We start from the raw sequence: 26472 nt of genomic DNA on the forward strand, positions 1-26472 counted from the left end.
TATTCGCACTGTCATTTTTCTGAAATATTAACGACATCAAATAGTCACACTTCTAAAGCATTTCTGTCATTTTTCTCTTGTAGCATGTCGGGCAATTACTCAGGTTTACATATTTTAACAATTATAACTCCGCGGAGCAGAGATAAAATGCAAATTAAATTAAAACAAATATTTCAAGTAAGTATCGTTGCAGGTGCATTAGCGTTGGCAGGTTGTGGTGGAGACATTAATGTTACACCTACAGTAAATGACAATAGTATTGACAATAGTACCAACAATTCAGGTAACACTACACCTCCTGTTGGCGATACCAACCCATGTGCTACACGTGGTGATTTACAAGGTGCTTTTGATGGCCAAGATTGTTCTTATAGCGCTGCTTTTGCGAGTAAAAATGTTGAAGTAACTGAAGATTTAACTTTTGCTGAGCTTGAAAGTGATGGAGTACATGTTTTTAGCGGTGCATTATTAATTGGTAAAGACTGTAATACTACAACTTCCTGTACGGTAGCGGCTAATGGACCAACATTAACTATTGCTGCCGGTGCTAATTTAGCCTTTGATTCTGGTGAAGCGATTATTCGTGTTGCTCGAGGTGCTAAAATTAATGCGGTTGGTACCATTGATAAACCTATTAACTTTACTTCTACTAATGCTTATGACCGTTTAGATGTCGTTGGTGATGGACCTCAATTTGCTGATTGGGGTGGTATTATCATCAACGGTTTTGGTATTACTAATCAATGTACTGATGTATCACGTGATGCAGGTACTTGTAATGCACCGACAGAAGGTGTGTTAAGTCACTTTGGCGGCAATGACAATACAGATAATAGTGGCACCATTCAGTACGCTAAAATTTGGTATGCAGGCTCTGGACCTAAAACAGGCGGTGCAGGCGACGACCTTAACTCACTTACCTTAAACGGTGTTGGCTCAGGCACTTCTTTTGATTATATTCACATTCATCAAGGTTTTGATGACGGCATTGAATTTTTTGGTGGTGCATCCACACTTAAGCATATTGTTGTAACTGATACTCAAGATGATGGCATTGACATCGATGGTGGTTGGCAAGGTAAAGCACAATTCATCGTAGTTAAGCATGGCACGGTTAAAAGTAAGAAAGAAGTTATTAGCCCTGCAATTATTGATGGTGGCGTTGAAGAGAAACCAGAAGAAATATTCCCTGCAGGCACGCCATTATTTATGGGAAATAACGGTTTTGAAACTGATGGAGAGAAAAACTCCGGTGCAGAATATAGTCAAGCACCAGCATCTAACCCAATTATTGCCAACGTAACCGTTATTACTACTGACGGTAAGTCTTTACGTGACGGTGACCCTTCACAAGCATTTAAATTTGATGATGCTATTAAAGGTATGTACTACAACGTATTGATGGTAAAAACTGACGGAACCAATGGTACTGATTGTGTGCAGTTTAAGAGTGACGGCGAAAAAAATGCAGACACCCTTTCTTTCACTAGTTCAGCGATGGCTTGTATTAATGAATTTAAGGGCGATAGTGTTTTTGGTAGTAAAGCGCCAGTAGCATTGCAAGGTACAGCCAAAACAGATTGGTTTGATAATAGCGGCGTCAACGAACGTATAGGTGGCAATGCTTCTGTACTTGTTGCTAATGGTTTTGCAACAAACACTTCGTCTACAGACATCACAGTAACAGCAAATGACTTATCTTCGTTAAATGACAGTTTCTTTGAAACAGTAAGTCATGTTGGAGCTGTTTCAGACCAAGACACCGGTTCAGATTGGTATAAGTGGGTAGAAACAGCAATTACTGCCGCAGATCTAGATTAATCTCAGTTTCTCTACACTAATTTACAAAGTGCTTTTGTAAATTCTTATAAAGAATAGCTTATAAAAATAGGTCCCTACTGGTTATATGCGTGGTGTGCCTATTTTTTATTTGAGGATAAAATTTTCATATGAAAACTCAAAATAAACTCAAAAAAGTGACGCTTGCAGTCAGTTTGGGATTGTTATCGTACACCAATAACCTTCATGCTCAAGAGCAAGATATACAAGCTCAACAAGACGGAATGGAAGAAGTTGTTGTAGTCGCTAGTCGTTTAAAAGGTAGTGCTGCCGCAGTCATTGAAGAAAGAAAAAATCAAGCTTTTGTTGCTGATATATTAGGCGCAGATGAAATGTCAAGAACAGGCGATAGTGATGCTGCTTCGGCATTACGTCGTGTTACAGGGTTAACCTTGGTTGATGGCAAGTTTATTTATGTGCGTGGTTTGGGTGAACGTTACTCAAGTGCACGTTTAAACGGAGCCAGTATTCCAAGCCCAGATTTGACGAGGAATGTTGTACCGTTAGACATTTTTCCTGCAAGTATTATAGAAAGTTTATCAGTGCAAAAAGTGTACTCTCCTTCTATGCTAGCAGCATTTGGCGGTGGTAATGTTGATATTCGTACTAAGACAGTACCAAAAGATTTTACTGCAGGTATTGAATTAGGTGCAGGATACAATTCCAATTCAGGCTCTGGCAATACCTACAATCGTAATGATGATGGAATTCCAGAGCTACTAAATAACGCTATTGTTCAATATAAAGGGGATTTTAGCCTACGTAGTATTATCAATAATGATCATTTAGTCGGTGATGATAAAGCTGACCAAGCAAGAGTTATTAATAGCGACTTATTAAAATCTTTACCGCGTAATATGGAAATGACTGAAGAGTCGTTAGACCCGAATTACGGTATTAAAGCACATATTGGTAATAGCTTTGCTGAAAACTGGTTTGGTGGTCAAATAGGCTTTTTATTGGCCGGTTCATATAAAAATGAATGGGACAGCTCAAATAAATTTCAAGCGGTACTAAGTGAAAATTTTTCTGACGATTGTAGCCAGCAATTATTAACAACAGCAGATATCGCCAACTCTTGTTTTAATACCGCGACAGAGTCTTTAGTTACCACAGAAAATGAACGGCTAAGCGGAGTATTAAGTCTTGGTTATGAAATTGATACCCATAGCGTGTCTTTATCCGAAATTTATTTAGCTGATTCTGATGATACAACTGAAGTAGGTATTTCACAAAGCCCTAATGGCAGTACAGTGAATACTATTTTTGGTAATGGTCAAGCAGATAGAGTTCATGAGTTTAGTTATGAAGATCGTGAATTACGTATAACACAAGCTATTGGCCAACATACTTTTTTAGATTATGGCGGTTTAGGTTTTGATTGGCAATACACTGAGTCGACGGCAAAAACTGAAATCCCAATTGATGTAACGTATAAATTTGATGACAGTTATATTGACGGTGCATACAGTAAATCAGAAGTGTCGGGTGATGATAATCGCGCGGTATATTCTTTTATCGATCTCGAGGACAATGTAAAGTCTTATGGTGGTAATTTAGTGCTACCTGTCTATGTCGGTAATTATCAAATGGAGTTTAAGGCTGGTTATGACTTTACCGATAAAGCTCGGCTTTATAATACTTCTTCTTTTGCGGTAAATAATGATTCAGGGGTTTTTATACCTGTTAATAATAATGAAGATAGGGTTTTAGGTCTTACGAGTTATCTTACTGATGAATTAGTCGATACTCACTCATTCTTAGTTGATTTTAATGAACCAACGGCTCCTGATGCCGATGATTATTTAGCCGCACAGAAAATCGATGCCTATTATGGCGAATTTGATGTGTTTTATGATAATAAATGGCGCATCAGTGGCGGCATACGATATGAAGAGTTTAAGCAAGTTTCTGTTGGTACATCAAGTTTGATTTTTTCAAAAGCTGAGTTAGATATCTTTTTCTCTCCAGAAAAAATAGAAGATGGCACTATTTTATCTCATGACTTTTTCCCTGCATTGTCACTGACATACATAGCAGATAGTAACTATCAAATGCGTATTGGATATGGTGAAACGGTAGTTCGCCCAGATATACGTGAGGTTGTGCCAGTGGCTTACTATGACCCGCTAACCGATATTCGCACTATCGGTAGAAGCGGCCTAGAAAGTAGTCCATTGAAAAACTATGACGCCCGTTTCGAATATTATGGCGATAATGGTGATAATTATAGTATTGCTGCTTTCTATAAAGATATTGAATCACCTATTGAAAATGTATTGTCGGTTGGCGATGAAGATTACACCATGACATTTGTTAATGGTGAGACAGCCGAAGTGTATGGTATTGAAATGGAATGGCTACATAGTCTAACTTGGCTTACTAGTGGATTATTTACCTCTGGTAATATTACGTTGAGTGATTCAGAAGTCTCTATTGATCCTGCTTATGCAGGGAATTTAACAAATTCAACTAAAAGGATGACTGGTCATTCAGAGTATGTCGTGAATTTTCAGTTAGGTTATGATTCTGATAACGGTAATCACACGGGTTCACTTTTATATAATGTTTTTGGTGAGCGTATACTCGCTTCTGGTGTTGGTGGGCGTGAAGATGCCTTTGAACAACCATTTAATTCGTTAGATGTTGTGTATACCTATTATCCAAGTTTTGATTCAACCATTAAATTAAAAGTTAAAAATATACTAGGTGAAGATCAGGATGTTACTCAATCCGATATAACAGTCCGCTCTAAAGAAGTCGGTACAATAATGGAATTGAGTTATAAATATGAATTTTAATGGTTAATTATTTAGATACGGTTGAGCGCAAAATTAGCTGTGTTTTGAGCTTTTTAAGCAGTATTTAATGTATATTAGTTTTTAGCGCAATATAGCCACTTAACGACTATGTTGCGCGTTTCTTTTTAATGACTACGGGTCATGACAGGGCAATACTGCGTTTTTCACTTTATTAATCTAATTTAAACAAGCACAAATTTTCCACTCAATTATCAACATTTTTCCCTTAATTACTGTGGGATAGTAATTAAGTATCATACTGAAAGCTCAGTTAATCCGTTTCAGCTTTTACCACAGAGCCGACTAAAGCAGAAATCTAGATAAGGTCAGGTATATGATCTGAAAGCAGACGTTCAATTGTGCTAACTCTTAACAAGAATAACCAAAAAACACGGATGCTGGCAAAGTTTTCTTGATGATTAAAAATTATCCCTAATACCTGTTATAATTACCAGTAATCGTTATTTTTTGATACAACGAATATTTGGGTTTTTGCTTGTATTTTGGAGGTAACCCTATGGCACAAGCACTTAAATCACTCACTTATGAGGATGTGGAATTATTCTGTGAGCAAACCCTCCAAACAGGTACTTCTGTAACCTTAGAGAGTGTGCTAGAAAAGTTTCCCAACAACTCTATTGATGTCGTTGCCTGTTTTGACCAGTGGCGTCAACTTAAATTGAATCAATCGTTAGCTACTTCTTCACAAAATTCAGACAACAAACCCGCAATTCCGCCTAGCATTACCCAAATAATGCAAGAAGAAATAGCTAAACAGCAAGCCAGCCAAGCTGAAGAGCAGCAAACCTTGCTCGCTCAACAACAAGACATCGAACAATTTCTTATCGCTAAAAGCCAAGAGTTACAGGCAAACCTTGAGAGTCAATCTAAGTTTGTAGACGAAACTCATCAACAACTTAAACAACAATCACAAGAGTTTCAGGAGCAATTCCAACAGCTAACTAGCGGCTACAACAATGAAATCATCACGTTAAAGCAAAACCATCAGCAGTCGTTAATCGCTCAACAACAAGCACACCAAATAGCCATTGAAAGTGTTATCAATGAGAATGCGGCGCAACTAGCTAACTTAAGTGATCAAGTTACGCAATTAACCGAAACTAATACATTACTAAAGGCGAAAGTTGAGGAATATCTAGTAAGTCAGCAACAATTAAGCGTGCTGCAAAGAACCATGAGTCAACTTGAACAGCAATTATCTGAAGAAAAGGCCGAACAAGAACAATATACTGCAGCAGAAAAAATACAATACCAAGAAAACCTCAACGCATTACGCGATGCTCACCAACAAGAAATAAATGAATTAAATACCACCCATCAAAACGAAATAACAAAAGCCTTCTCTCAGAATTTGCAACAAGGTGATGAGAGCAACGAACAACTGAGCAAAATACAACAGGAAAATAAAATTCTGGAACAACAACTTGCAGAAGAACAGTCAAACTCTGCCAACTTACAAACACGCTTAGTTAATGTTAGTAATGATATCGCCAAAGATAAGGCATCTAAGACTAAATTACTGGCGTCGCTTGAAGAAGAAAATGCAAAAATCATCACGCTTGAGCAGCAATTATCTCAGCACGAAACTGGCTTAACGGTAGAAAGTGATTTAAATGCGCTTGAAAAAGCAGAGCGAATGATCGCTGATTTACGTAGTGAAAACTACAAATTAGCAACTCGACTTGAACACATCAAAACTAATTCAGTTGCAACGATCGAACGCTTAACCGATAAATCCGTTCAAGCAATTTCTCGTACTAAAGAACTTGAATCACAGCTTGATTTAGAAATACAAACTAATAGTCCTGCCAAAGAAGAAAGAATAAAACTCAAAGAACAGCTAGAGTTGATGAAGCATAATCAAGCATCAACATTTGAACGGTTAACTAACAACGCAGAGCAAGCCAAAGAAAAAATAAAAGTGTTAGAACAACAGCTTGCTGAGATAAAGCGTTAATCGCATGTAAGGGCTAACCGCAATGAAACTTTACACTTTTTTCACTAGTACCTAACCCGCAACGTGTTGGTTATCTATTGAAATACAAAAGTATTTCAATAGATACAGAATAAATTGTCCTGAAGAAAAAGCGCAATTTAACCAAAACTTTCTCGCCATTATCCACAATATACGGTACCTAACTTATATATAACTAACGATTGCACCTTAACTGATGTCATTGCTATTTTCAGCTACTTATAAACTGCTTTAATGAATCAAAAAAATACCCCCTTCAAACTCATGATTGTCCATTAATGAATTAGATTGAATGTCCATTTTCTTATTTGTCGTGAAGTGTGGAACAACCTTAGCTAACGGCTCAAAGTGGCACTCAACGGCCTGACAGCGTTTGCAATGACGCATTAATTAACGTTTAGCTGAAAACTAAACCCGTAATCACCGAGCGTCCGCTTTATGATCATAGACCAGTCGTTACCTAGATTTCTGTTTTAGTCAGGAAAGCGCACAAAGTGATCATTATAATATTCAGTAATTGCACCCATCTTTATTTCTTTGCTGAAGGAATCGTCACTATGGCATCAACACCAGTAGCACTTTCATTATTCACTAGTTCAACGCTGCCGAGATGAAATTGAGCAATTAACTGTGCAATGTAGAGCCCTAATCCTAAATGCGGTTGTGGATCTTGCTTACCTTTACGGACAGAGACCATAGAATCAAACAAACGATCTTGCATGGCTATAGGAAGTAATGCACCTATATTGCCAATAGTTAAAATAAAGAGATCATTTTTAGCGGTTAGTTTTATATCAATGCAGGTATTTATCGTAGAAAACTCTACTGCATTAGCCAGTAACTTATCTAAAAGTTGGGCAAGTAGTTCAGGTCCACCATTAACTTGATTCTCTTTATTTTCGTTAAGGTTATCGTCAAATAGATCGATTGATAAGGTAAAAGCTTGTTGAGGTTGAGTTAACTGATAACCTTGTACGCAACCCGAAACAACCTCGTCAATGGCATAACTAACTCGCTCGGTATTTTGTAAACTCTGCTCTAAACGAGTCGCTTCGCTCATTAAGGTTAAAATTGTCGATAAGCGGTTAACGCCTTCTTTTGCTCTGTGCATATAGACGTTATCTTGGCTGGCGGGTAAATCAAGCTCTAACGATTCTAGTGACGATTTTACCACGGCTACTGGCGTTCTTAACTCATGTGATAAACTTGCCGACATCCCCTGAAGATATTGAGTATATTGACTTAATCGTTGCACCATTAAAGCGAAAGTACGCTGTAAATCTCCAACCTCATCAGAGGCATTGCTAATTGGAATAGGGTGAATTATTTTACCCTGCTCATCAATCGCTTGTTCTGTTTGGTTGCGTAAGGTACGAATTCGGTTTGACGTGCGTGAGGCAAAAACAAATAAGGCAAATGTGCCTAACCCCATCACTGCCAAAATAACGTTAAACCAACTTTGTAATGCTTGATTTCTTAACGTTCTAATACCATTGGTGGTTTCTTCTGCAATGACCGCGCCTTTTACTTCGCCGTCACTGTAAATAGGATAAGCGGCAGATAAAATAACGGCTTTATTATCTGTGGTTAAACGCCAAGTTGCCCCGCGTTTACCATTCAGCGCTTTGGTGAGATGACTACCTTGCAAGTGAGCCACATCATAAAGTTGATCATTAAAATCTTTGGGTGGCGTTGTTAAAATTTTGTCATATATTGCTAATAACTGCTGCTGAAGTGGGCGATACCAAGTTTCTTCAAGATCAGGCTTAGTCATTTTTCCCCAAACACCATCTGAGTTTTTAATATCACCCGCTTTGGCTAATACGCGACCATGTTTATCGACCACCCATATACGTGATTCACTATGGTCTAAGCCTTTTAAAATACGTTCAATTTCAGGTGAGGGTAATAAAACGGTACCTAATTGATCCGCTTGTTTAAATGGTGAAGTGCCTAGGGTAATTTTTTGTTCTTTACTGCCTTGGTCAATGTCACTAATCGCAAAACTTAATTGGCTTCCTAATAAGCTTAATGGCAGTCGTAATTCGATAGTGTAACCTTGTTCTGTTTCAATCCACATCCCCTGGATACGTGGCTCTGGCGCTAAAGGCTTATTATCGTATGAACTGTCGGATGAGCCAACGGATGAATTAGTATCAATTTGATAAGCGGTTACCCAGCCAGGCGCTTTAGTTGAGATAACATAGCGACGAAAGTCACCCTCAGGGGTAATAAAGGCAATTTGTAATAAATCATTTTTGTCTATTCTTAAGCTGTTTTCAGGTCTATAAACAACGCTGTCGTCGGTTACCGAAAAATAGGCATACAGATGCTCACGGTATTTACCCACCATATGTTTAAAAGAGAGACTTTGCTCTTGATAAATATCATGTCCTTCAATTAAATAATCTTGTTGATAATTTAATGCTCGATGTTGATTGTGCCAATCATCTAATTTTCCGTCGAGCTGAATAGGATCAACAATAGGGTAGGCGTATAGATCACGGCCTTTTTGTACCGTAGGTAAGAAACTGGCTTGTCGGTTAAATAATTTTGGACGTTCATGAAGAGCCGTTGCGACTGCACGCACGGTACCCATTAAGGTTTTTTCTTGGCCAATACGTAAATACTTTTCCATTTCCCATACGTATTGATAACCTAATAATGGGATCGCGAATAAAAACAAAGAAAGTAAAAATAACTTTATTCTTAAACCAAAGCGAAAGGTCGGGCGATTAAATTTCATGGTTAATCAAGGTTACTTTCAGTTGTTTTCTCTGCTTTCCATCGATAACCCATACCGTAAACCGCGTCGATACAGTCAAAATCATTATCCAACACAATGAATTTTTTACGAATACGTTTGATATGAGAAGTAATAGTGCTGTCGTCAACATACACTTTGGCATCTTCCATGAGTTGCTGGCGGCTTTTAACATGTCCAGGAACTTTAATTAAAGAATGTACTAACCAAAATTCGGTCACGGTAAGTTCAATTAACTGTTGTTGCCAATGAACCAACATGCGTTCAAGACATAAAGTGAGTGAACCAGTAATAATATTATCATCATTACTTGTTGGTTTATGACTTGCTTCAATGCGTCTAAACAGTGCAGCAATGCGGGCGAGCATGTGCGGTAAACTAATATCTTTAGTTAAATAATCATCTGCGCCCATTCTTAAACCACTGACCGTATCAAAGTCATTGTCACGAGCTGTTAGAAAAATAATAGGTAATGAACTCGACAATTGACGTAACGCTTGGCACAAAGTAAATCCGCCATCGATCTCATCTTCTAAACCAATATCAATGATGGCCAAGTCAGGCAGTTTCTCCGTTAAGGCAAGCTGAGCTTCTTTACGATTACTATAGGCTTGTACTTTATAACCTTGCTTCTCTAAAAGCTCAGTGTAGTTTTTTCTAATGGAAATATCGTCTTCAACGATTGCAATACTTCGGCTCATTGAGCGTCCTTGTAACTACATAGTTAGTTTGTCATTAAACTGCTTAGTAATACCAATTACACTAATAAATTGATCAACTTAGAGTTGTATTAGCGAGCTTAGAACAAGCAAAATTACTTAAATATAGTTATTCTATATTTCTTTAATTTTGAGCCGTTATCGGTTCGCTAATAAACTCCCAAAGGGCGAGTTTAAAAGGCTTACATGCGTTGTTATTGATTTCGACAAGGGAGTAACCATTATCTTCAATCAATGCCTTGCCTCTAAGCCTTTTAATTCTCGCTAAGTGGTCAATTAATTAATGTACTTGGTATGACATTATCTACCATAAAATCCAACATAAATAGAGCCAAACGGTGATTGCCTTTTTTTCGCCACAATTGCTCATCACATTGCCATTTTTCAGCCCCTGTTTTGCCATTTGGTTGTTGTTTAATAGATCTCGTAAGCAACATTAACCAATCTTAAAAACATTTTAAGAAATACTAAATAAATTACTGAGGGTACAAACATGAAAAAACAACTAATCGCGACAAGCATTATCTTATCTCTGGCAATGACTCCAGCTATGGCTTCTTCAACAAAGGAAGATAATGATAATACCAATGAAATAATTGGACTAAGTACCGGTGCTGTTATCGGCGGATTGATTGCCGGTCCCGTTGGTTTAGTGGTCGCCGGTACTATCGGCTTATTTATTGGCCACTCGCAAGAACAAAAAGATCAAATAGAACAAGTAGAAACACACTTAGTAAAAAATAAAATGGCGATGAAATCACTAAGTAATGACAAGCAGGTTTTGCAACAACGTCTAGCGAAAAGTGAACAAACACAACAGCTTTTAACTGAAGAGTTAGCGTTGACAGAAAAGACACTGAGCCAAGCTGATAAATTAGAGCAGCTTAAATTAAACCTTCAGTTTGATGTGGACTCAACGCAAGTTGAATCTTTCTACACCCCGCAAATTAAGCACTTAGCTATGATGATGCAAGAAAACCCTGAGTTGTCGGTGAGCCTGTCGGGTTATTCAGATCCAAGTGGCAGCGAAGAAAGTAACTTAAAGCTTTCTCAGGCAAGAATTGAGTCAGTTAAGTTAATGTTGGTTAATTTAGGTGTTGATGAAAACTATATTAGCACTGAAGCATTTGGTGAGAGTAATTCAATGCAAGCTAACCGTACGGCGAATAGCAACTTTAATGAGCGTCGTGTAGATGTGCAATTATTTGCTCAAGAGCAGGTCATTATATCTGAGCAGGATGTTGCTCAAATTCATGTGACCTTACCAGGGCATAAAGTAACTGAGAAAAAAGTAGCAAAGCAGAAAACATCTGGATTTGAAGTTGCAAAGCAGCAGGTAACCTTACCAAAGCAAGTTATTGCACACACACAAGTATTAGCAGACATAAACTAATTCTCTTCAACTGCCAACCTTGGTCGAGCTCTCATTAACAGCCCCTATTTTTATTTATGATTGCTCGGCATTTTTAAGTACCATATTCTCACGGAGAAGAGGCATGAGATTTAGCCCCATTACGCTCAATTTATTTATCATTTCAGGCATAACACTGGGCATGACTCTCGGTCTTAGTAGTCATGTCTATGCAGTCGAAAACAACAATAACTTAGTTTCCAATAACATGGATTACCATCAAGTTAACCTGAATGACGTTAGCTCAGGCACCTTGCTTTTTAAGCAGAACAACAGCAAGCAATTTTTGCAAGCGCCTCAACTTAAAACCCAAGTCGAGATAGAAATTAACGGTTTGGTAGCGAATGTGAAAGTGAAACAAAAATTTACGAATACTAGCAATAATTGGCAACACGGTGTTTATGCTTTTCCGTTACCTGATAATGCGGCGATTAATCAACTTAAAATGCGTATTGGCGAACGCGTTATTGTTGGAGAAGTTCAAGAAAAAAAACAAGCGAGAAAAACCTTTAATAATGCTAAAAAAAGTGGCAAAAAGGCGGCGCTAATTGAGCAACATAGGCCTAACTTATTTACCACCCAATTGGCTAATATCCCGCCGAATGAAGAAGTTGAAGTAGAGCTAAATTACTTTCAACAGGTTGATTATCAAGCAGGGGAGTTCAGTTTACATTTCCCTATGGCAATAACACCGAGGTATCAACCTAAGGGCTCTAAAATATCTGAAACGCATAATTCGTTACCCGCATTAATTTTTCAAGCGCGAGCGGCAACGCTAGTAGGCACTAGAACAGAAAAGAACTCAAACACCTCATTATTTGACCAAGATTCAAGTGTTGGTCAAGCCCAAGGCCCGTTTATTGATTTAACTGTTGATCTTTTTTCTGGCGCAGAGTTAGCGAAAGTTAATAGCATAAATCATTCTTTAATCTCTCAACAACAAGAGCAAGGGCATTATACGCTTAAGATAGTCCACCAGCCGGTTGAAAAAGATTTCAAATTAACATGGCAATATCCCCCACAAACATTGCCTCAAATATTAAACTTTCAACAAGCTTATCAAAATAAAAAGTATGGTTTGTTAATGGTGTTACCTGGACTGTCGGCGTTGAATGAGAACTCAGCTGCAAATAAGATAACGCCACTGCGCGAGCTTACTTTTGTATTAGATACCTCTGGCTCTATGGCCGGTGATTCTTTAGCACAAGCCAAGCAAGCATTTAAATATGCACTAACGAGTTTAAACGAGCGTGACAGTTTTCAACTCATCGCTTTTAATTCGTACCCGACCAAACTTTTCCAAGCTCCCGTACTTGCCAATGAAACGAATAAAAAACATGCTTGGCGTTTTGTCTCAGCGTTAGAGTCTACTGGCGGCACTGAAATTAAATCAGCGTTAGATTTAGTACTCAACGAAAAAGCTAATGGCAATGAAAAGCTCCAGCAAATTGTTTTTTTAACAGATGGTGCTGTAGGTAATGAAGCGGAAATTTTTTCAGATATAGAAAAAAGGATTGGTAATAAACGATTATTCACTGTTGGTTTAGGTACTGCACCTAACCGATACTTTATGAAAAAAGCGGCGGAGATAGGTCGTGGAAGTTATCAATTCATCAGTAATCATAATGAATTGGTAAAACAAATGGACCGACTTTTTACCAAGTTGAGCCAACCAGTGCTGACCGATTTAAACATGAGTCTGAATGATCCAAACGGTGCGTTATTGACCACACCGAATCCTATTCCAGATGTTTATGCGAATGAGCCGTTATTTCTAAGTTATCAAGTAACAGGCGAACAAAGTGATAGTTTACTTACGGGTATATATCAGGGAAAAATCTGGTCAGTTAATATTGAAAATTATCAACAAGGCAATGTTGAAAATAATGTTTTAGGGGATATTGAGAGGAATAAAGCTAAGTCTACTAAGTCGGCACAGGAGCTAAATATACCGCCATTGGCAACCCTATGGGCAAGACGTAAAATTGCCGACCATTATCGTCAATTGATGTTATATAAAGATACTAAAGCAAAAGATAATATTATTGAACTTGCCTTGAAATATCATTTGGTTACGCCGTTCACCAGTCTAGTCGCGGTTGAAAAAGAAGTCTCTAGGCCACACCATCAAACAGCGATTGCTAAACAGTTAAAAAATATGTTGCCTGTGGGACAAAAGCTACCGTCCACAGCATTAAATTGGCAATGGCAATTTAATGGCGCGATATGTTTATTGATCATGTCAGTGATATCACTTTTGTTAATGCCGAGCCGAGAAGATAATGAACAAGGCTAATTCCAGTAATCGTTGTAAGAGCGATAGTATCGTTCTTACAACAAACACAAAGGATAAGTTTAGTAAAAATCCTTATAAAATCATTTTATTAAGCTTAATTGTTATTGCCTGTTTATTACTGATAAAACCAAGTTACCTGTACGCTAAATCAGTGCTTGCACAAGTATTGCTAAAACATGCGTGGCAAGAGACTCAGCAGACATATTTACAAGCTCCTGAACAAGATAAGCAGCAACATAGTCAGGAAAAATATCTGCCTTGGCAATGGGCAGATAGCTATCCGGTAGCAAAATTAACGTATAAAAAAAACAATGTGTCTTGGATTATAATGGCAGGAATGACAGGACGCGCTATGGCGTTTGCACCCACTTGGCTTGAAGATTCAGCAAAGCCAAATCAATACGGCAATACAGTGATATCTGCACATAACGACAGTCATTTTAATGTGCTAGAAGATAGCGATGTAGGGGAGGAGTTTTTATTGGAAGACCAACAAGGGAAAATATTAACTTACCGGATCACAACTATTAATATTGTCTCGGAATATGATGTTTCATCGTATCTATTTCAAGATGAAACAATGATAACACTGATCACTTGTTACCCCTTTGAAGTGACAAATAAAATAAAAACACAACGACTAGTAATTCAAGCTGTGAAGTATAATCATTGAAAGGCTATGTTAATAATTGAGGTAACTATGTGCGGCAGAATGAATTTTGATAATAAGCACAGTAAAATAATAAGCGAATTTTTTGGCTGTAATTTTAGTGCACCATCAAACAGTAACCTCAGCCCAGGGCAAACAGTCGCAACGCTCGTTAGTAAAGGTTTAAGCGCTGCTTCAGCCGAAGATGATAAAAATCAGCAGTCACCTTTTAAGCAACTTGATAGCAATTGGGGTATTCAACCTAGCTGGTCAAAGCGACTACTTATTAATGCACAAAGTGAAACGGTACTCACCAAAAGTACCTTTAAAGAGGCGATTAAAACACACCGATGTTTAATTCCCTGTTCGGGCTGGTATGAGTGGCGAACTGAGGGAAATAATAAGAAAAAGTACCTTTTTAGCCACGTCAATGAAGAGCCATTATTGATGGCTGGTATTTGGTATTCCAATCAAGATGAAAGGCAAATTGAAAAGGTAAAGCAAAGCGAAAATCAAATTTCATACCCAGACTCATCAGGAAGTAATAAGCAAAATTCGAGTCCAAAAGCAAAGCAACAATTGGTAACGCTAACAACTGAGCCTAATGCAAAGTGTGCTGAATACCATCTACGTATGCCTGTAATTATACTACCTCAGTATCGTGATTTTTGGTTTCAATCCCCCGCAGAACAATTGTCGCCATTGTTTCAAGCTATCGATCAACGTTTTATCAAAATTTCTGCGGCTTAATTTCTTGGTATTAACGAGGTAACCGAAAAGCATCTTTAATTATGCCAATTGGTTGTGCTTAACTTAGCTAACGCCTTCTAAAACGTATTTACTAAACACCCTTCAGATACACCTTGTCACTAAATAGAAACATTAATGCAACTTAAGTGTCATGTTTTTACAGTTTAAGTGTCACATTTGCTCGGTAGACTTCGCCTCATACATTTAATGCTTCGATTCAGTCGTGCTAATGCATTCGCGCAATTACGCCGAACCATTAAGGCATTATCCATAAAAATATTAATTTTTAGCGAAGAAGGTAAATCTATGAAGTTATCTAAACTAGCGCAAGCAAGTTTGTTGTTGAGCGTAAGTACCACCAGCTTAGTTTTTTCATCTCTGTCGTTCGCAGAGCAACTCCCTGAAACTAATAGCGATCAATTGACGCATGTTGTTAGCGCTGGTCAGCAAATCAATCATTCAGCCGCTAAATCACAACAAAAAGTAAATCGTTTTACTGACCAAGTACAAACTAAATTACAGCAATTTCATGTGGTCACAAAAGAAGTTGATGGTCTCAGTGTTTATAACCAACAAATGCAAGCGCAGCTAGACAGCCAATTAACTGAACTAGCCCAGCTAGCTAAGTCGATGGAAGAAGTGAGTGTTATTGAACGTCAAATATCGCCATTAATGGCGCGTATGATTAGCACGTTAGATACTTTTGTAGACCTTGATATACCTTTCTTGCCAAGCGAAAGAACAAAACGTGTTGAAGATTTAAAAACCATGATGAATCGTGCGGATATCGCTGTTTCTGAGAAGTTTCGTCGGGTCCTCGAAGCCTATCAAATTGAAGTAGATTACGGCCGTACTATTGAAGCGTACAGCGGTATTTTACCGATTGATGGTAAACAAATGGATGTTGATTTTTTACGTATTGGCCGCGTCAGTTTGGTCTATCAAACCCGTGACGGTAGCCATTTAGGCGAATGGAAGCAATCTTCAACAGGAAGCGGTCAGTGGCAAACTCTGTCACAAGATTATCGTTTAGGTATTAATAAAGCCTTACGTATCGCCCGTAAACAGCTAGCACCAGATTTGATTATGGTACCAGTGTCTTTCAATGAAACATCGACACAAGCAGAGTAATAATGATGACTATTTATCCTAATGTAATAAAGAGCGTAATAAAAAACACAATCAAGAAAGCGTTGACCGTTTCTGCACTTTCAATTTCGCTAGCTTCTTTGAGTTCGGCTAGTTATGCACAAGATGCAGTGAATCTGGATGATTTATTAAATCAGCTAGCGCAAGGAAAAATCACGCAAACCAAGCAAAATCAAGCACGAGAAAGTGAATTTAAAGGCAAACTTAATCAACAGCAAAATATGCTGAATGACATGGGCTTACAGCGTGATAATGCCTTAGTACTGAGTGTGCAGCTTGAACAAAACTTTGCTGATAATGAAATTAACTTAGCAAATAAGGCTGAAGCTTTAGATAAACGTTTAGGTGAACTAAAAGAATTGTTTGGTGTGTTACAGCAAGTATCAGGTGATACACGCAGTAAGTTTCAAACGTCAGTTATTTCTGCGCAAATACCCGGACGTGGGCAGTTTTTAGATGAATTTGCGCAAAGTATGGGCTCAAGTTCAAAGCTTGCATCCATCAGCGAGATTGAGCGCCTATGGTTTGAACTACAACGTGAAATGACGCAAAGCGGAAAAGTAACCACGTTTAACCGTGAAATTGTTTTAGCCAATGGCGACCGTAAAAATGCTGAAGTTACCCGTGTAGGTGGCTTTAATTTAATCTCTAATGGCAAATATTTGGAATACATTGATGAAACTGGCTCGGTTGCAGAGCTTATGAGGCAGCCCTCAAGTCGCTACTTAGCATCAACGAGTGATTTGATTGAGAGCGGCGGCAATACCACTGCGTTTGCTTTAGACCCAACCGGTGGTTCAATATTAAGTTTATTAGTGCAAGCCCCTGATTTAAAAGAACGAGTAGACCAAGGTGGACCAGTGGGTTACATCATTTTAGCGATTGGTTTTGTCGGTCTACTTATCGCGCTAGAACGTTTAATTAGCTTAGTGCTTATTGGCTCTAAAGTTGAACGTCAGCTTAAGTCACCGATAGCATCGAGCGATAACCCGTTGGGTCGTGTTATGCAAGTTAAAGATAACAATCCAAACCTAGACACTGAAACCTTGGAGCTTAAATTATCTGAGTCTATTTTAAGAGAAGTACCCAAGTTATCCAAACGTCTCACCTTAATTAAAATCATCTCAGTGGTGGCTCCGTTAATCGGTTTACTCGGTACGGTAACGGGCATGATTAATACCTTCCAAGCGATTACCTTATTTGGTACTGGCGACCCTAAGCTGATGGCTGGCGGTATTTCTCAAGCGCTTGTTACTACCGTTTTAGGCCTAGTTGTTGCTATCCCAATGGTGTTTATCTTTGCCTACTTAAATGGTCGCAGTCGCAACATTGTTAATATTTTACAACAAGAAAGTACTGGGCTTATTGCTGAAAGAGCTGAGCGCGCAGAACTTGAAAATAGCCCTGAACTTGCAGGTCAAGGAGCATAAATAGTGATTGCCTTAATGGAAATGTACGACGCCATTAATGAGTTTATGGATACCGGTGGTCAAGTATTAATCGTGATCGCCGCTGTTATCTTCATTATGTGGTTATTGATTTTTGAACGCTTTGTTTTTGTTTTTTACAGCTACCGTAGCGTAAAGAAACACATGATTAGTGTATGGCAAGGTCGTAAGGATCAAACATCTTGGTACAGCGAGCAAATACGCAATGCGTTAATTTCTCGTGGTACCACTAAATTGAATCGTAATTTAGCGCTTATCCAGTCTTTGGTTGTCTTGTGTCCGTTGTTAGGTTTACTGGGCACGGTGACCGGCATGATTGAAGTATTTGATGTGATGGCAATATCAGGCAGCGGCAATGCAAGGTCTATGGCGTCGGGTGTATCACGCGCCACTATCCCAACAATGGCGGGTATGGTCGGTTCGTTATCAGGTGTGTTTACTGCAACCTGGTTACGCCGAAATGCTAAAAAAGAATCTGAATTGTTAGCCGACAGCTTGACGGTTAGTCATTAGTCATTAGCTATTAAATCATAGCGGATAACTGTTTCGTGTGAAGCGAAACAGTTATTTAAAAATAGAATTGTAGGAGTTAGTTATGCGTCACTTAAACCAAATGTTACAAGACCAAGATGAAAAAGAAGAAATTGATATGACCCCGATGTTAGATGTGGTTTTCATCTTATTGATTTTTTTCATCGTAACCGCCTCATTTGTTAAAGAAGCAGGTATTGACGTTAATCGTCCAGAAGCGGCGACAGCGGTGAAAAAAGAACGTGCCAATATCTTAGTTGCTATAAGCGATAAAGGTGATATTTGGATCAATAAACGTAAAGTAGATATTCGCAGTGTACAAGCAAATATTGAGCGTTTAAAAGCAGAAAACCCACAAGGTACTGTTGTGATTCAAGCCGATAAAAAATCTACCACTGATACCTTAATTAAGGTGATGGATTCTGCACGTGCCGCCGGTGTTTATGACGTGTCTATTGCAGCACAAGATGCCTAGAAATAGGCTTGGGAGTTAATATGTTAACAAGCATACCAAAAAATATGGCACAGGATGTGTCACAACAAATGTCGCAGGACATATCTAAAGATATAATTGTACGTAGTGGTACTCGTTATGTAATCGCTGGAGTATTAGCGTTAAGCATGACTTTCCTTTTACTTTGGGGTATGCAGAAGCTAATCGCCGGGGGAAATGAAGTAATGACAGACCCAGCTAAAGGCAGTGTGCTTGATTTTATCCGCTTAAAACAAGATGAAACCATTGTAAAAAAAGAGCGAAAACCACAAAAACCAGCAAAACCAAAAGAGCCACCACCACCAATGAACGCACCGAAAATGCAACAATCTAACCCTAATGCTAATGCGGTTAAAAGTAGTTTTGCAGCGGATATTCAAACGGATATGGGCTTGGCAGGCGGTTTAAGTTTAGATACAGGTGATGGTGATTATTTACCGATTGTTAAAGTTGCCGCTATTTACCCACGTCGAGCACAATCTCGTGGCATTGAAGGATTTGTTATTGTTGAGTTTGTTGTGACAAAAACAGGTGCAGTGAGTAATGCCGTGGTTGTTCAAGCAAAACCCGAAGGGGTATTTGATCGGGCAGCGCTTGATGCGGTTGCCAAATTCAAATACAAACCACGTGTTGTTGATGGTATTGCGATGGAAGTTGCGGGCGTACAAAACAAGATTAGCTTTGAAATTGATGGCTAAAAATTTCAAAGAATTCAAAGGTATGAATCTGTCATTACTGAAGTGTTTAATCGAACGTAGCATGGATGCTACTTAGTAGAATATGCAGGACGTACATTCTGTTGAATCCATTATTAAGTTTTATAAATTATCTATTAATAGATAATTAAGGGGCAAGTTATGAAAAGCAAAAATTCCTTACTACTGACAACCGTATTTACATTACTTGTCACGATAACAAGCAGCAAAACTTTTGCTGCACAAACAAGCACAGCAACTAATGCAGATGAAAACAGTGCAGATAAAAAAAACGTCACTAAACAAAGTTACCGTGCCAGTAAAAAAGTACCCGCAATGCGAAATCGCGTCTATGCACAATTAGCCCGTGCCCAACAGTTGGCGGATGAAGGTGATAAAATAGAAGGCTTTGAAGTATTAGGCGAAGTAGAAGAGCGCCTTGATAGCTTAAATAGTTATGAACGCGCGATGTTATTTAATTTTTACGGTTTTATGTATTACGGTAATGATGATTTAGCATTGGCTATTGATAGTTTCAATAAGGTTATTGCTGAGACAGCCATTCCTGATAGTTTGATCATCTCAACGCTTTATTCTTTAGCGCAATTAAGCATGCAGCAACAAGACTTTAAATCAGCGCTTGATTACTTAAACCAGTGGCGAACTCTTAATCAGAAGGAGCTAACGGGTAATCAAGAAATGTTATTTGCACAAGTGTATTTTCAAGATAAAGATTTTATTAATAGTTTAAAGCATATTGAAGTAGCAGTGGGTTTAGTTGAAGCTAACAATAAACAGCCTAAAGAAAATTGGCTAACTTTACAGCGTGCTACTTATTATGAGTTACAACAACCGAAGCAAGTAACCAAGGTAATGGAAAAGCTAGTGCGTTTATATGATAAACCACAATACTGGTTACAGCTTTCAAGTATGTACGGTGAAATCGGTGAAGAAGATAAACAAATGGCAGTAATGGAGGCGGCCTACCAAGCGGGTTATATTAGCAAAACTAGTGATATTATTACCTTGTCGCAACTTTATTTATTTCATGGCGCACCGTATAAAAGTGCCGCAGTTTTGGATGATGCTATCGAGCAAGGCAGTATTTTTGCCGATGAAGATAATTTAAGTATGTTAGCTCGTGCCTATTTAGCTGCTAAAGAAGACGATAAAGCGATTAAGGTATTGATTCGCGTTAGTGATATTGCCCAATCAGGCAAGCATGATGCCTTATTAGCGCAAACGTATTTAAATACTGAGCAGTGGCAAGCTGCGATGAACGCTGCAAAACTTGCTTTAGCTCGTTATGCTGAGCATAAAAAAAGTAAAGTTAAAAATGTTAAAGACATCGCTAATATGCATTTGATTGTAGGTATGGCGAGTTTTAACGTGAAAAGCTTTGAACGCTCTTTAGCTGCATTTGCAAAAGCATCACAATTTGTCAGTACTAAAAAAACGGCGTTGCAATGGGGCAAGTATGTTGAACGAGAGCAAGAACAACATAAAGTGCAGTTAGCGATGCTTAATTAGTTATTGGGCGTAGTGAATAAGCATACTGAAAGCGCCTTAGGGTGCTTTTTTGTTTTAATAAATTAAATAATTTTGTAAAACGTTGGCTGTAGAGAATAGTTATAGATAAATCAGTGACTGTGTTTACATACAGTTGTGGTGCGATGTATAGTTATTGCCATTATAAAAATAGTAGATTGAAATAATAAACATGGCTGAACTTTTAAAAGACTTATATAACAAAGATTTCTATCTAACTTTATCTCAACATCTAAAGGGGTGCTTAGCCAATCATGATGATCAAAAGTTTAATCAGCAAGAATTTATGGCACTTATGTTATGCGATAACTTTGATGCATTAGAGTTGAAAGAGCGCATGAGTCATACCAATGCAGTAATGCATCAGTTTATGCCTCCTGATTTTTCACAAGCCGCAGACGTTTTAGTTAAGTTAATAGAAAGTTTAACCAAATCAGGTATTACAGAAGGTAGTGTTGAATACATGTTCTTGCCGGAATACCTTGAAACTTACGGTATAGATCACTATCAAAAATCTGTTGAAGTGATGGAAGAAATAACGAAATTTACCAGTGGTGAATTTGCCATACGGCCCTTCATCATTAAATACGGCAATAAAATGTTGGCGCAGATGGTTTTATGGAGCCAACATGAACATCATATGGTTAGACGTTTAGCTAGTGAGGGTAGTCGACCGCGTTTACCTTGGGCCATAGCTTTACAGGAATATAAGAAAACCCCCGTTGATATTCTCCCTATTTTACATCAGTTAATTGATGACCCTACCGAAATTGTTCGCCGCAGTGTTGCCAATAACTTAAATGATATCGCTAAAGATAACCCGCAAGTGGTTATTGATTTTGTAAAAGAATATTTAGGGAAAAGTGAGCAGTTTGATCGAACGTTAAAACATGGCGCTAGAACCTTATTAAAACAAGCTTGTCCTGAGATGCTGGCGCTCTTTGGTTATGACAGCACCGGTATTGAGCTCATTGAGTTTGAAGTAATAACTGACAAGGTTAATTTTGGCGAGTATGCCCAGTTCAGTTTCACCTTAAAAAACACCTCAGCAAGAAGTAAAAAAATACGTTTGGAATACGGCTTATATTTTTTGAAAAAAAACGGTCAGTTGTCTAAAAAAGTTTTTAAAATAAGCGAGCGTATTATTGCCGCCAATGAAACGCATCAAGTGCATCGTAAACAGAGCTTTAAAGCCATTAGTACGCGCGTGTACTATGCAGGTAGGCACCAAGTATCAATCATACTCAATGGTAAAGAGTTTTCGGCTAGAGACTTTGAGTTGATTGCAACCAGTGTGACGCAGTAATAAAGCACAGCCTGAAATTTCCCATGAAATATCACAAAATTATTTCTATTTTTTGTACTGATGACGTTAACTCACTACTTTTTTACTAAAATAGTCTACGTTATATAAAAGGAAGTAAATAAAAGGATGTTACCGATGAGTGAAAATAAGAATGTATTGTTTTTAAACCATGATGTTAACAATCACTTGGGCATTGCCATGGGGTCTTTTGAATTATTGTTACTAAAGAATCCTGAATTACAGCAGAATTCTTATGTAGAACGTGTGACTAACGGCTTATTAAGGGCGAGAGATTTATCACATGAGTTGGCTCGAACCTATCAGGAAACAGAACAGACCAAGAACGACTTTGTACTGATGGCCGTGCAGGAACATTTCCTTAAAAATTCAAAACCTGCATATGATAAGTTGATGGAAATTTATGATATAAAAATTAACTTAAAAGTCACTATGATTGATGAGCCTAAAAATGCTTATTTAAACCCCGTTGAATTGGTACGCTTACGTGAAAATATTGTTAGCAATGCTATTGCCGCAGGAGCCACAGAGCTTGATGTACATATCGAGATGAAAGAAACATATTTAGTGGGGACTTTTACAGATAATGGCAAAGGCATGAGCCAAGAAGAATTAGATAAAACAATATTATTTCAACATGGCGACGGTAAAGTACATGGCATAGGAACAAGAAGTATTGTGGAAGGAGCCAGTAAGCATGGTTATTCAATTAGTTATTCCTCCGTTGAAGGTAAATACACCACCATTCGCACTTTAGTGCCTTATTACCAGGAGTAATTAATACTTATTATGTTGAATCATTTAGATAATCCCCAGCAAGATAATAAGAAAAAAAGTAAGCCCTATATTTGTATTATCCTCAAGCCTAAAGACACTTAAATTCCTATTGAATTCCTGCACTTTGAATAGTAACTGGTATAAGATGAGTTCAACTATCGTAGCAATGAGAAAAATTATGGAAATGGATGAGTCAATTAATGTATTCGGTGAAGCGCTAGTCGGCTGTGGTGGCGATCCGGTAACTGGTTTTTTTCGTGATAATAAATGTAATACCTCTGAGCAAGATGTTGGTTCGCACACCATCTGTATTGAAGCAAGTCAGCAATTTTTAGAATTTTCGCGCTTTAAAGGCAATGATTTATCAACGCCAATTCCAGAGTTTAATTTTGCAGGCATAAAACCGGGTGATACTTGGTGTTTATGTGCAGAGCGCTGGTTAGAAGCCTACGAAGGTGACAGAGCACCAAGAGTTCACCTAAGAAAAACCCATATTAAAGCTCTGGAAATAGTACCTATCGAGATATTAAAAAAGTTTGCTTTAGACTTAAGTTAAACAAAATAATCTGATAGAAATAATCCAAGTGAATAAAGTGAAGTCCTGCTGATTGAGTTAAGTGCTGTATTAACGTAATAGCAGGCAATACCTAATTAGAATAAAGAGAATAATATAATGAGCACCCTGAATGCGTTTTACCCTGAAATAGCCCCTTTTAATGACTTTTTACTTGATGTCGACGGTCAACATCAAATTTATGTAGAACAATGTGGTAATCCAAAAGGGCAGCCAGTGCTCTTTATTCATGGTGGCCCAGGTGGCGGTTGTTCAAAGAATGACAGACGTTTTTTCGATCCTGAGCAATATCATATAATTTTATTTGATCAACGTGGTTGTGGTCGTTCATTACCGCACGGTTGTTTAGATAATAATGAAACTGACTTCTTAGTTGCCGATATAGAAAAAATCCGTCAACATTTAGCTATTGATAAATGGCATGTTTTTGGTGGTTCGTGGGGGTCTACGTTATCGTTAGTTTATGCTCAAACACATCCAACAAGTGTAAGTAGTTTAGTATTACGTGGTATTTTCTTAGGCAGAGATGTTGACACTAACTGGACTTTCTCTGGTGGTGGCGCGACACGTATCTTCCCTGATTATTGGCAAGATTATTTAGATGTTCTACCAGAAGGTAGCGCACAAGCGACGACTAAAGCCGCTTACGCCATGTTAATTGGTGAAGATAAAGAGCTCGCGCAAAAAATTGCTACAGCGTGGAGTATTTGGGAAATTCGTTGTTGTACCTTAAAACCTGACCAAGCATTTGTTGATGCGGCAACGGGTGATGACCATGCTTGGACACTGGCTCGTCACGAGGCGCATTTCATGGTTAATGATTGTTTTTTAACTGACAATCAAATTTTAGCTAATTGCGATAAAATCAAAGATATTCCAACGGCTATAGTTCATGGTCGTTACGATATTGTTTGTCCTGCCGATAATGCATGGTTATTACACCAACAATTACCAAAATCAACCTTAGTACTAAGTGAAGCATCGGGTCATGCCTCAGTTGAACCGAATACTAAACATCATTTAATTGCGGCAACTCAAGCAATGTTATCACTGTAATATTAAGCTTATAAATCTGATTAGGGCAACACAGTGATTTTTTTATGCTGTGTTGCCATCACTATCTCGCTACTTGCGTGAAAGTAACGTAAAATACTGCCATTATCTAATTTATACCTATTATTCGTGCTTTAAATGCGAGTAATTGTAGCCATTGACTTAAGGCCATCCATGAAAAAAGTATTTGAATTAACCCACGAGAAAATTAAACTTGAAAGACGTGTTGATGCCGTTAAACACGAAGTTAAAAAATATCTTAAAAGAGAACGTAATAAAAAATTACCTTCAGGAGCTGATTTTTGGGATTTTGATTGCCAATTTGGTAATACCAAAGAAGAAGCAGAGCCAGTACAATTGTCAGACATTAATAAGCGCATTGATCAAACTCAAGTTGACGGCTTAACGTCATTCTACATTGAGATTGTAGCTAAAGAAGGTATTAGAACCTTCACTCCAAGAGACGAAGAAGAGTCTGAAGATTAGTTAGCAGCACAACTACTTCTTTAAGCTACTAAAAACCGAGCCAATCGCTCGGTTTTTTTATGCCTGTAAAATAAGGATTAATATTTTTATTAGAATATAGAGCAAGGATTGTACCTCTGTTTATTTGATAAATGAGAGGCATTAGCAATTGAACTTGCTAATGCCTCTTGTTAGTATGCGCGCCAAGTTACTTATGTAATAAAAATGTTAAAAATAAACGTAGACCTTTATGTTTATTCCATAATTTAAAACAGGATGTTTTCAATGAAAAAAATTGCCCTCGTATGTTCAACCGTTATATCAAGCCTGTTATTAACTGCGCCTGCAACTGCTGGTTTCTATGCTGAATTGTCAGCAGGATCAGCTAAAAACAAAGCAGAGGCAAACTACACCGCAACGTATACCACTACTTACCTTGGAGAAACTCAGAGCGAAACTGAGACTGAAACTGACTCCTCTCCATCAGAGAAAAGTACGTCTTTTGGTGTTAGATTTGGTTATCAATTTAATAACTATATTGCCGTTGAACTTGGTCATCACCAATATGGTGAATGGAACGAGAACGACGTTGATGAAGATGGTGCTAACAGTAGTGCTAAAATTGAAAGCTCTTCAATTAGTGCTGGCATAAAAGGCATTTTACCACTTTCAGATGATTTATCTTTGTTTGCCCGAGCAGGTCTTGCCAAGTGGGACTTTAAAGCTACATCAACGGCTGGCGAATTTGAGCCTATGAAAAAAGACGATAATGATATTTATTATGGTATTGGTGCAGAATACAATGTTAATGAATCGGTAAGCTTAGGAGTAGAGTATTCTGTTCTTGATATGGGCTGGGGCGAATCTCTATCTGATGCAGGAACTTATGAAGACTTTAGTTACTCAACTACTGGTCATTATAAAACGAGCTACAAAGTTGAAAACATATCTTTATTACTTAAAGTCAGTTTTTAATAGGTACTCGTTGCATACGTCCTAATTAATACTTGAAAATAGAGTGAATAGATAAATAAAAGCACCCAACTTAACGGCGGGTGCTTTTTTATGGGCAACATCTAAGTAAGTAATGACAGCGTTGTCAATTTACTTATTCAATGTTAAGTTATGAGTTAGTTGTTTTAATTACTTGAGCTTTCTATCAATATAAGTAAAAGTAAATAGAGCAAAAT

22 protein-coding genes are annotated in these 26472 nt (G+C 38.0%); 19 read left to right on the plus strand and 3 right to left on the minus strand.

What is annotated here, in order from left to right; all coding sequences use genetic code 11:
* Window positions 1-153 precede the first annotated feature (153 nt).
* From CXF85_RS10765 to CXF85_RS10775, 3 genes are all read left to right on the plus strand, one after another.
* Window positions 154-1821: a hypothetical protein gene (locus CXF85_RS10765; RefSeq protein ID WP_101228595.1), complete on the plus strand. Its 1668-nt coding sequence runs from the start codon at window positions 154-156 to the stop codon at window positions 1819-1821.
* Between the two features lie 128 nt (window positions 1822-1949).
* Window positions 1950-4640 carry a TonB-dependent receptor plug domain-containing protein gene (locus CXF85_RS10770; protein ID WP_101228536.1) on the plus strand — a complete coding sequence of 897 codons (2691 nt, stop codon included), beginning with the start codon at window positions 1950-1952 and terminating at the stop codon, window positions 4638-4640.
* A gap of 517 nt (window positions 4641-5157) precedes the next feature.
* Complete coding sequence (locus CXF85_RS10775) at window positions 5158-6618, plus strand: hypothetical protein (RefSeq protein WP_101228537.1); 1461 nt, start codon at window positions 5158-5160, stop codon at window positions 6616-6618.
* A 547-nt stretch (window positions 6619-7165) separates the two neighbouring features.
* On the opposite strand, the gene pdsS is transcribed toward CXF85_RS10775, so the two are convergent.
* The 3 genes from pdsS to CXF85_RS22780 all read right to left on the minus strand — a co-directional run bounded on the left by pdsS (window position 7166) and on the right by CXF85_RS22780 (window position 10556).
* Window positions 7166-9382, minus strand: coding sequence for a proteobacterial dedicated sortase system histidine kinase (gene pdsS / locus CXF85_RS10780; RefSeq protein WP_101228538.1), 2217 nt, complete (start codon window positions 9380-9382; stop codon window positions 7166-7168).
* Window positions 9383-9384: 2 nt separating this feature from the next.
* Complete coding sequence (pdsR, locus tag CXF85_RS10785) at window positions 9385-10101, minus strand: proteobacterial dedicated sortase system response regulator (RefSeq protein WP_101228539.1); 717 nt, start codon at window positions 10099-10101, stop codon at window positions 9385-9387.
* A 290-nt stretch (window positions 10102-10391) separates the two neighbouring features.
* Window positions 10392-10556, minus strand: coding sequence for a hypothetical protein (locus CXF85_RS22780; protein WP_157829077.1), 165 nt, complete (start codon window positions 10554-10556; stop codon window positions 10392-10394).
* A gap of 56 nt (window positions 10557-10612) precedes the next feature.
* On the opposite strand from CXF85_RS22780, the gene pdsO reads away from it, so the two are divergent.
* The 16 genes from pdsO (at window position 10613) to CXF85_RS10865 (ending at window position 26257) form a co-directional block, all read left to right on the plus strand.
* Entirely contained in the window at window positions 10613-11512 is a 900-nt protein-coding gene (gene pdsO / locus CXF85_RS10790; RefSeq protein ID WP_101228540.1) for a sortase-associated OmpA-like protein PdsO, read from the plus strand.
* Window positions 11513-11615: 103 nt separating this feature from the next.
* Window positions 11616-13826, plus strand: coding sequence for a marine proteobacterial sortase target protein (locus tag CXF85_RS10795; protein ID WP_101228541.1), 2211 nt, complete (start codon window positions 11616-11618; stop codon window positions 13824-13826).
* Window positions 13813-14499 carry a class GN sortase gene (locus CXF85_RS10800; protein WP_101228542.1) on the plus strand — a complete coding sequence of 229 codons (687 nt, stop codon included), beginning with the start codon at window positions 13813-13815 and terminating at the stop codon, window positions 14497-14499. Before CXF85_RS10795 ends, CXF85_RS10800 begins: the two co-directional genes overlap by 14 nt.
* 39 nt (window positions 14500-14538) lie before the next feature.
* On the plus strand, window positions 14539-15225 hold the full coding sequence (locus CXF85_RS10805) for an SOS response-associated peptidase (protein ID WP_232771154.1): 687 nt from the start codon (window positions 14539-14541) through the stop codon (window positions 15223-15225).
* A gap of 306 nt (window positions 15226-15531) precedes the next feature.
* Complete coding sequence (locus CXF85_RS10810) at window positions 15532-16356, plus strand: DUF3450 domain-containing protein (RefSeq protein ID WP_101228596.1); 825 nt, start codon at window positions 15532-15534, stop codon at window positions 16354-16356.
* 2 nt (window positions 16357-16358) lie between these two features.
* Entirely contained in the window at window positions 16359-17804 is a 1446-nt protein-coding gene (locus CXF85_RS10815) for a MotA/TolQ/ExbB proton channel family protein (RefSeq protein WP_442871869.1), read from the plus strand.
* A gap of 3 nt (window positions 17805-17807) precedes the next feature.
* A complete protein-coding gene (locus tag CXF85_RS10820; protein WP_101228544.1) occupies window positions 17808-18335 on the plus strand; it encodes a MotA/TolQ/ExbB proton channel family protein in 528 nt (175 codons plus the stop codon).
* 82 nt (window positions 18336-18417) lie between these two features.
* Window positions 18418-18828 carry an ExbD/TolR family protein gene (locus tag CXF85_RS10825; RefSeq protein WP_198555587.1) on the plus strand — a complete coding sequence of 137 codons (411 nt, stop codon included), beginning with the start codon at window positions 18418-18420 and terminating at the stop codon, window positions 18826-18828.
* A gap of 68 nt (window positions 18829-18896) precedes the next feature.
* Window positions 18897-19544 carry an energy transducer TonB gene (locus CXF85_RS10830; RefSeq protein WP_232771161.1) on the plus strand — a complete coding sequence of 216 codons (648 nt, stop codon included), beginning with the start codon at window positions 18897-18899 and terminating at the stop codon, window positions 19542-19544.
* Window positions 19545-19703: 159 nt separating this feature from the next.
* Window positions 19704-21071, plus strand: coding sequence for a tetratricopeptide repeat protein (locus CXF85_RS10835; protein WP_101228546.1), 1368 nt, complete (start codon window positions 19704-19706; stop codon window positions 21069-21071).
* A gap of 190 nt (window positions 21072-21261) precedes the next feature.
* On the plus strand, window positions 21262-22395 hold the full coding sequence (locus CXF85_RS10840; RefSeq protein ID WP_101228547.1) for a DNA alkylation repair protein: 1134 nt from the start codon (window positions 21262-21264) through the stop codon (window positions 22393-22395).
* Window positions 22396-22530: 135 nt separating this feature from the next.
* Window positions 22531-23190, plus strand: a complete 660-nt coding sequence (locus tag CXF85_RS10845) for a sensor histidine kinase (protein WP_157829078.1) — start codon at window positions 22531-22533, stop codon at window positions 23188-23190.
* Window positions 23191-23368: 178 nt separating this feature from the next.
* The gene (locus CXF85_RS10850) at window positions 23369-23746 is read left to right on the plus strand and encodes a DUF2237 family protein (protein ID WP_101228549.1); all 378 of its coding nucleotides are present in this window, start codon (window positions 23369-23371) and stop codon (window positions 23744-23746) included.
* A 117-nt stretch (window positions 23747-23863) separates the two neighbouring features.
* Window positions 23864-24820, plus strand: a complete 957-nt coding sequence (pip, locus tag CXF85_RS10855; protein WP_101228550.1) for a prolyl aminopeptidase — start codon at window positions 23864-23866, stop codon at window positions 24818-24820.
* 171 nt (window positions 24821-24991) lie between these two features.
* Window positions 24992-25303 carry a DUF6172 family protein gene (locus CXF85_RS10860; protein ID WP_101228551.1) on the plus strand — a complete coding sequence of 104 codons (312 nt, stop codon included), beginning with the start codon at window positions 24992-24994 and terminating at the stop codon, window positions 25301-25303.
* A gap of 264 nt (window positions 25304-25567) precedes the next feature.
* Complete coding sequence (locus CXF85_RS10865) at window positions 25568-26257, plus strand: porin family protein (protein WP_157829079.1); 690 nt, start codon at window positions 25568-25570, stop codon at window positions 26255-26257.
* Window positions 26258-26472 lie beyond the last annotated feature (215 nt).

Source organism: Colwellia sp. 75C3 (assembly GCF_002836255.1).
In the GTDB taxonomy this organism is placed as follows: Bacteria; Pseudomonadota; Gammaproteobacteria; order Enterobacterales; family Alteromonadaceae; genus Colwellia.

What these genes read in the sequence shown, in the direction of transcription:
- CXF85_RS10775 (WP_101228537.1), top strand. Translation starts at nt 5,158, where the DNA reads ATGGCACAAGCACTTAAATCACTCACTTATGAGGATGTGGAATTATTC.
- CXF85_RS10800 (WP_101228542.1), top strand. Translation starts at nt 13,813, where the DNA reads ATGAACAAGGCTAATTCCAGTAATCGTTGTAAGAGCGATAGTATCGTT.
- CXF85_RS10770 (WP_101228536.1), top strand. Translation starts at nt 1,950, where the DNA reads ATGAAAACTCAAAATAAACTCAAAAAAGTGACGCTTGCAGTCAGTTTG.
- CXF85_RS10865 (WP_157829079.1), top strand. Translation starts at nt 25,568, where the DNA reads ATGAAAAAAATTGCCCTCGTATGTTCAACCGTTATATCAAGCCTGTTA.
- pdsS (WP_101228538.1), bottom strand. Translation starts at nt 9,382, where the DNA reads ATGAAATTTAATCGCCCGACCTTTCGCTTTGGTTTAAGAATAAAGTTA.
- CXF85_RS22780 (WP_157829077.1), bottom strand. Translation starts at nt 10,556, where the DNA reads ATGTTGCTTACGAGATCTATTAAACAACAACCAAATGGCAAAACAGGG.
- CXF85_RS10795 (WP_101228541.1), top strand. Translation starts at nt 11,616, where the DNA reads ATGAGATTTAGCCCCATTACGCTCAATTTATTTATCATTTCAGGCATA.
- CXF85_RS10815 (WP_442871869.1), top strand. Translation starts at nt 16,359, where the DNA reads ATGATGACTATTTATCCTAATGTAATAAAGAGCGTAATAAAAAACACA.
- CXF85_RS10830 (WP_232771161.1), top strand. Translation starts at nt 18,897, where the DNA reads ATGTCGCAGGACATATCTAAAGATATAATTGTACGTAGTGGTACTCGT.
- pdsO (WP_101228540.1), top strand. Translation starts at nt 10,613, where the DNA reads ATGAAAAAACAACTAATCGCGACAAGCATTATCTTATCTCTGGCAATG.
- CXF85_RS10840 (WP_101228547.1), top strand. Translation starts at nt 21,262, where the DNA reads ATGGCTGAACTTTTAAAAGACTTATATAACAAAGATTTCTATCTAACT.
- CXF85_RS10825 (WP_198555587.1), top strand. Translation starts at nt 18,418, where the DNA reads ATGCGTCACTTAAACCAAATGTTACAAGACCAAGATGAAAAAGAAGAA.
- CXF85_RS10845 (WP_157829078.1), top strand. Translation starts at nt 22,531, where the DNA reads ATGAGTGAAAATAAGAATGTATTGTTTTTAAACCATGATGTTAACAAT.
- pdsR (WP_101228539.1), bottom strand. Translation starts at nt 10,101, where the DNA reads ATGAGCCGAAGTATTGCAATCGTTGAAGACGATATTTCCATTAGAAAA.
- CXF85_RS10805 (WP_232771154.1), top strand. Translation starts at nt 14,539, where the DNA reads ATGAATTTTGATAATAAGCACAGTAAAATAATAAGCGAATTTTTTGGC.
- pip (WP_101228550.1), top strand. Translation starts at nt 23,864, where the DNA reads ATGAGCACCCTGAATGCGTTTTACCCTGAAATAGCCCCTTTTAATGAC.
- CXF85_RS10860 (WP_101228551.1), top strand. Translation starts at nt 24,992, where the DNA reads ATGAAAAAAGTATTTGAATTAACCCACGAGAAAATTAAACTTGAAAGA.
- CXF85_RS10850 (WP_101228549.1), top strand. Translation starts at nt 23,369, where the DNA reads ATGGAAATGGATGAGTCAATTAATGTATTCGGTGAAGCGCTAGTCGGC.
- CXF85_RS10835 (WP_101228546.1), top strand. Translation starts at nt 19,704, where the DNA reads ATGAAAAGCAAAAATTCCTTACTACTGACAACCGTATTTACATTACTT.
- CXF85_RS10810 (WP_101228596.1), top strand. Translation starts at nt 15,532, where the DNA reads ATGAAGTTATCTAAACTAGCGCAAGCAAGTTTGTTGTTGAGCGTAAGT.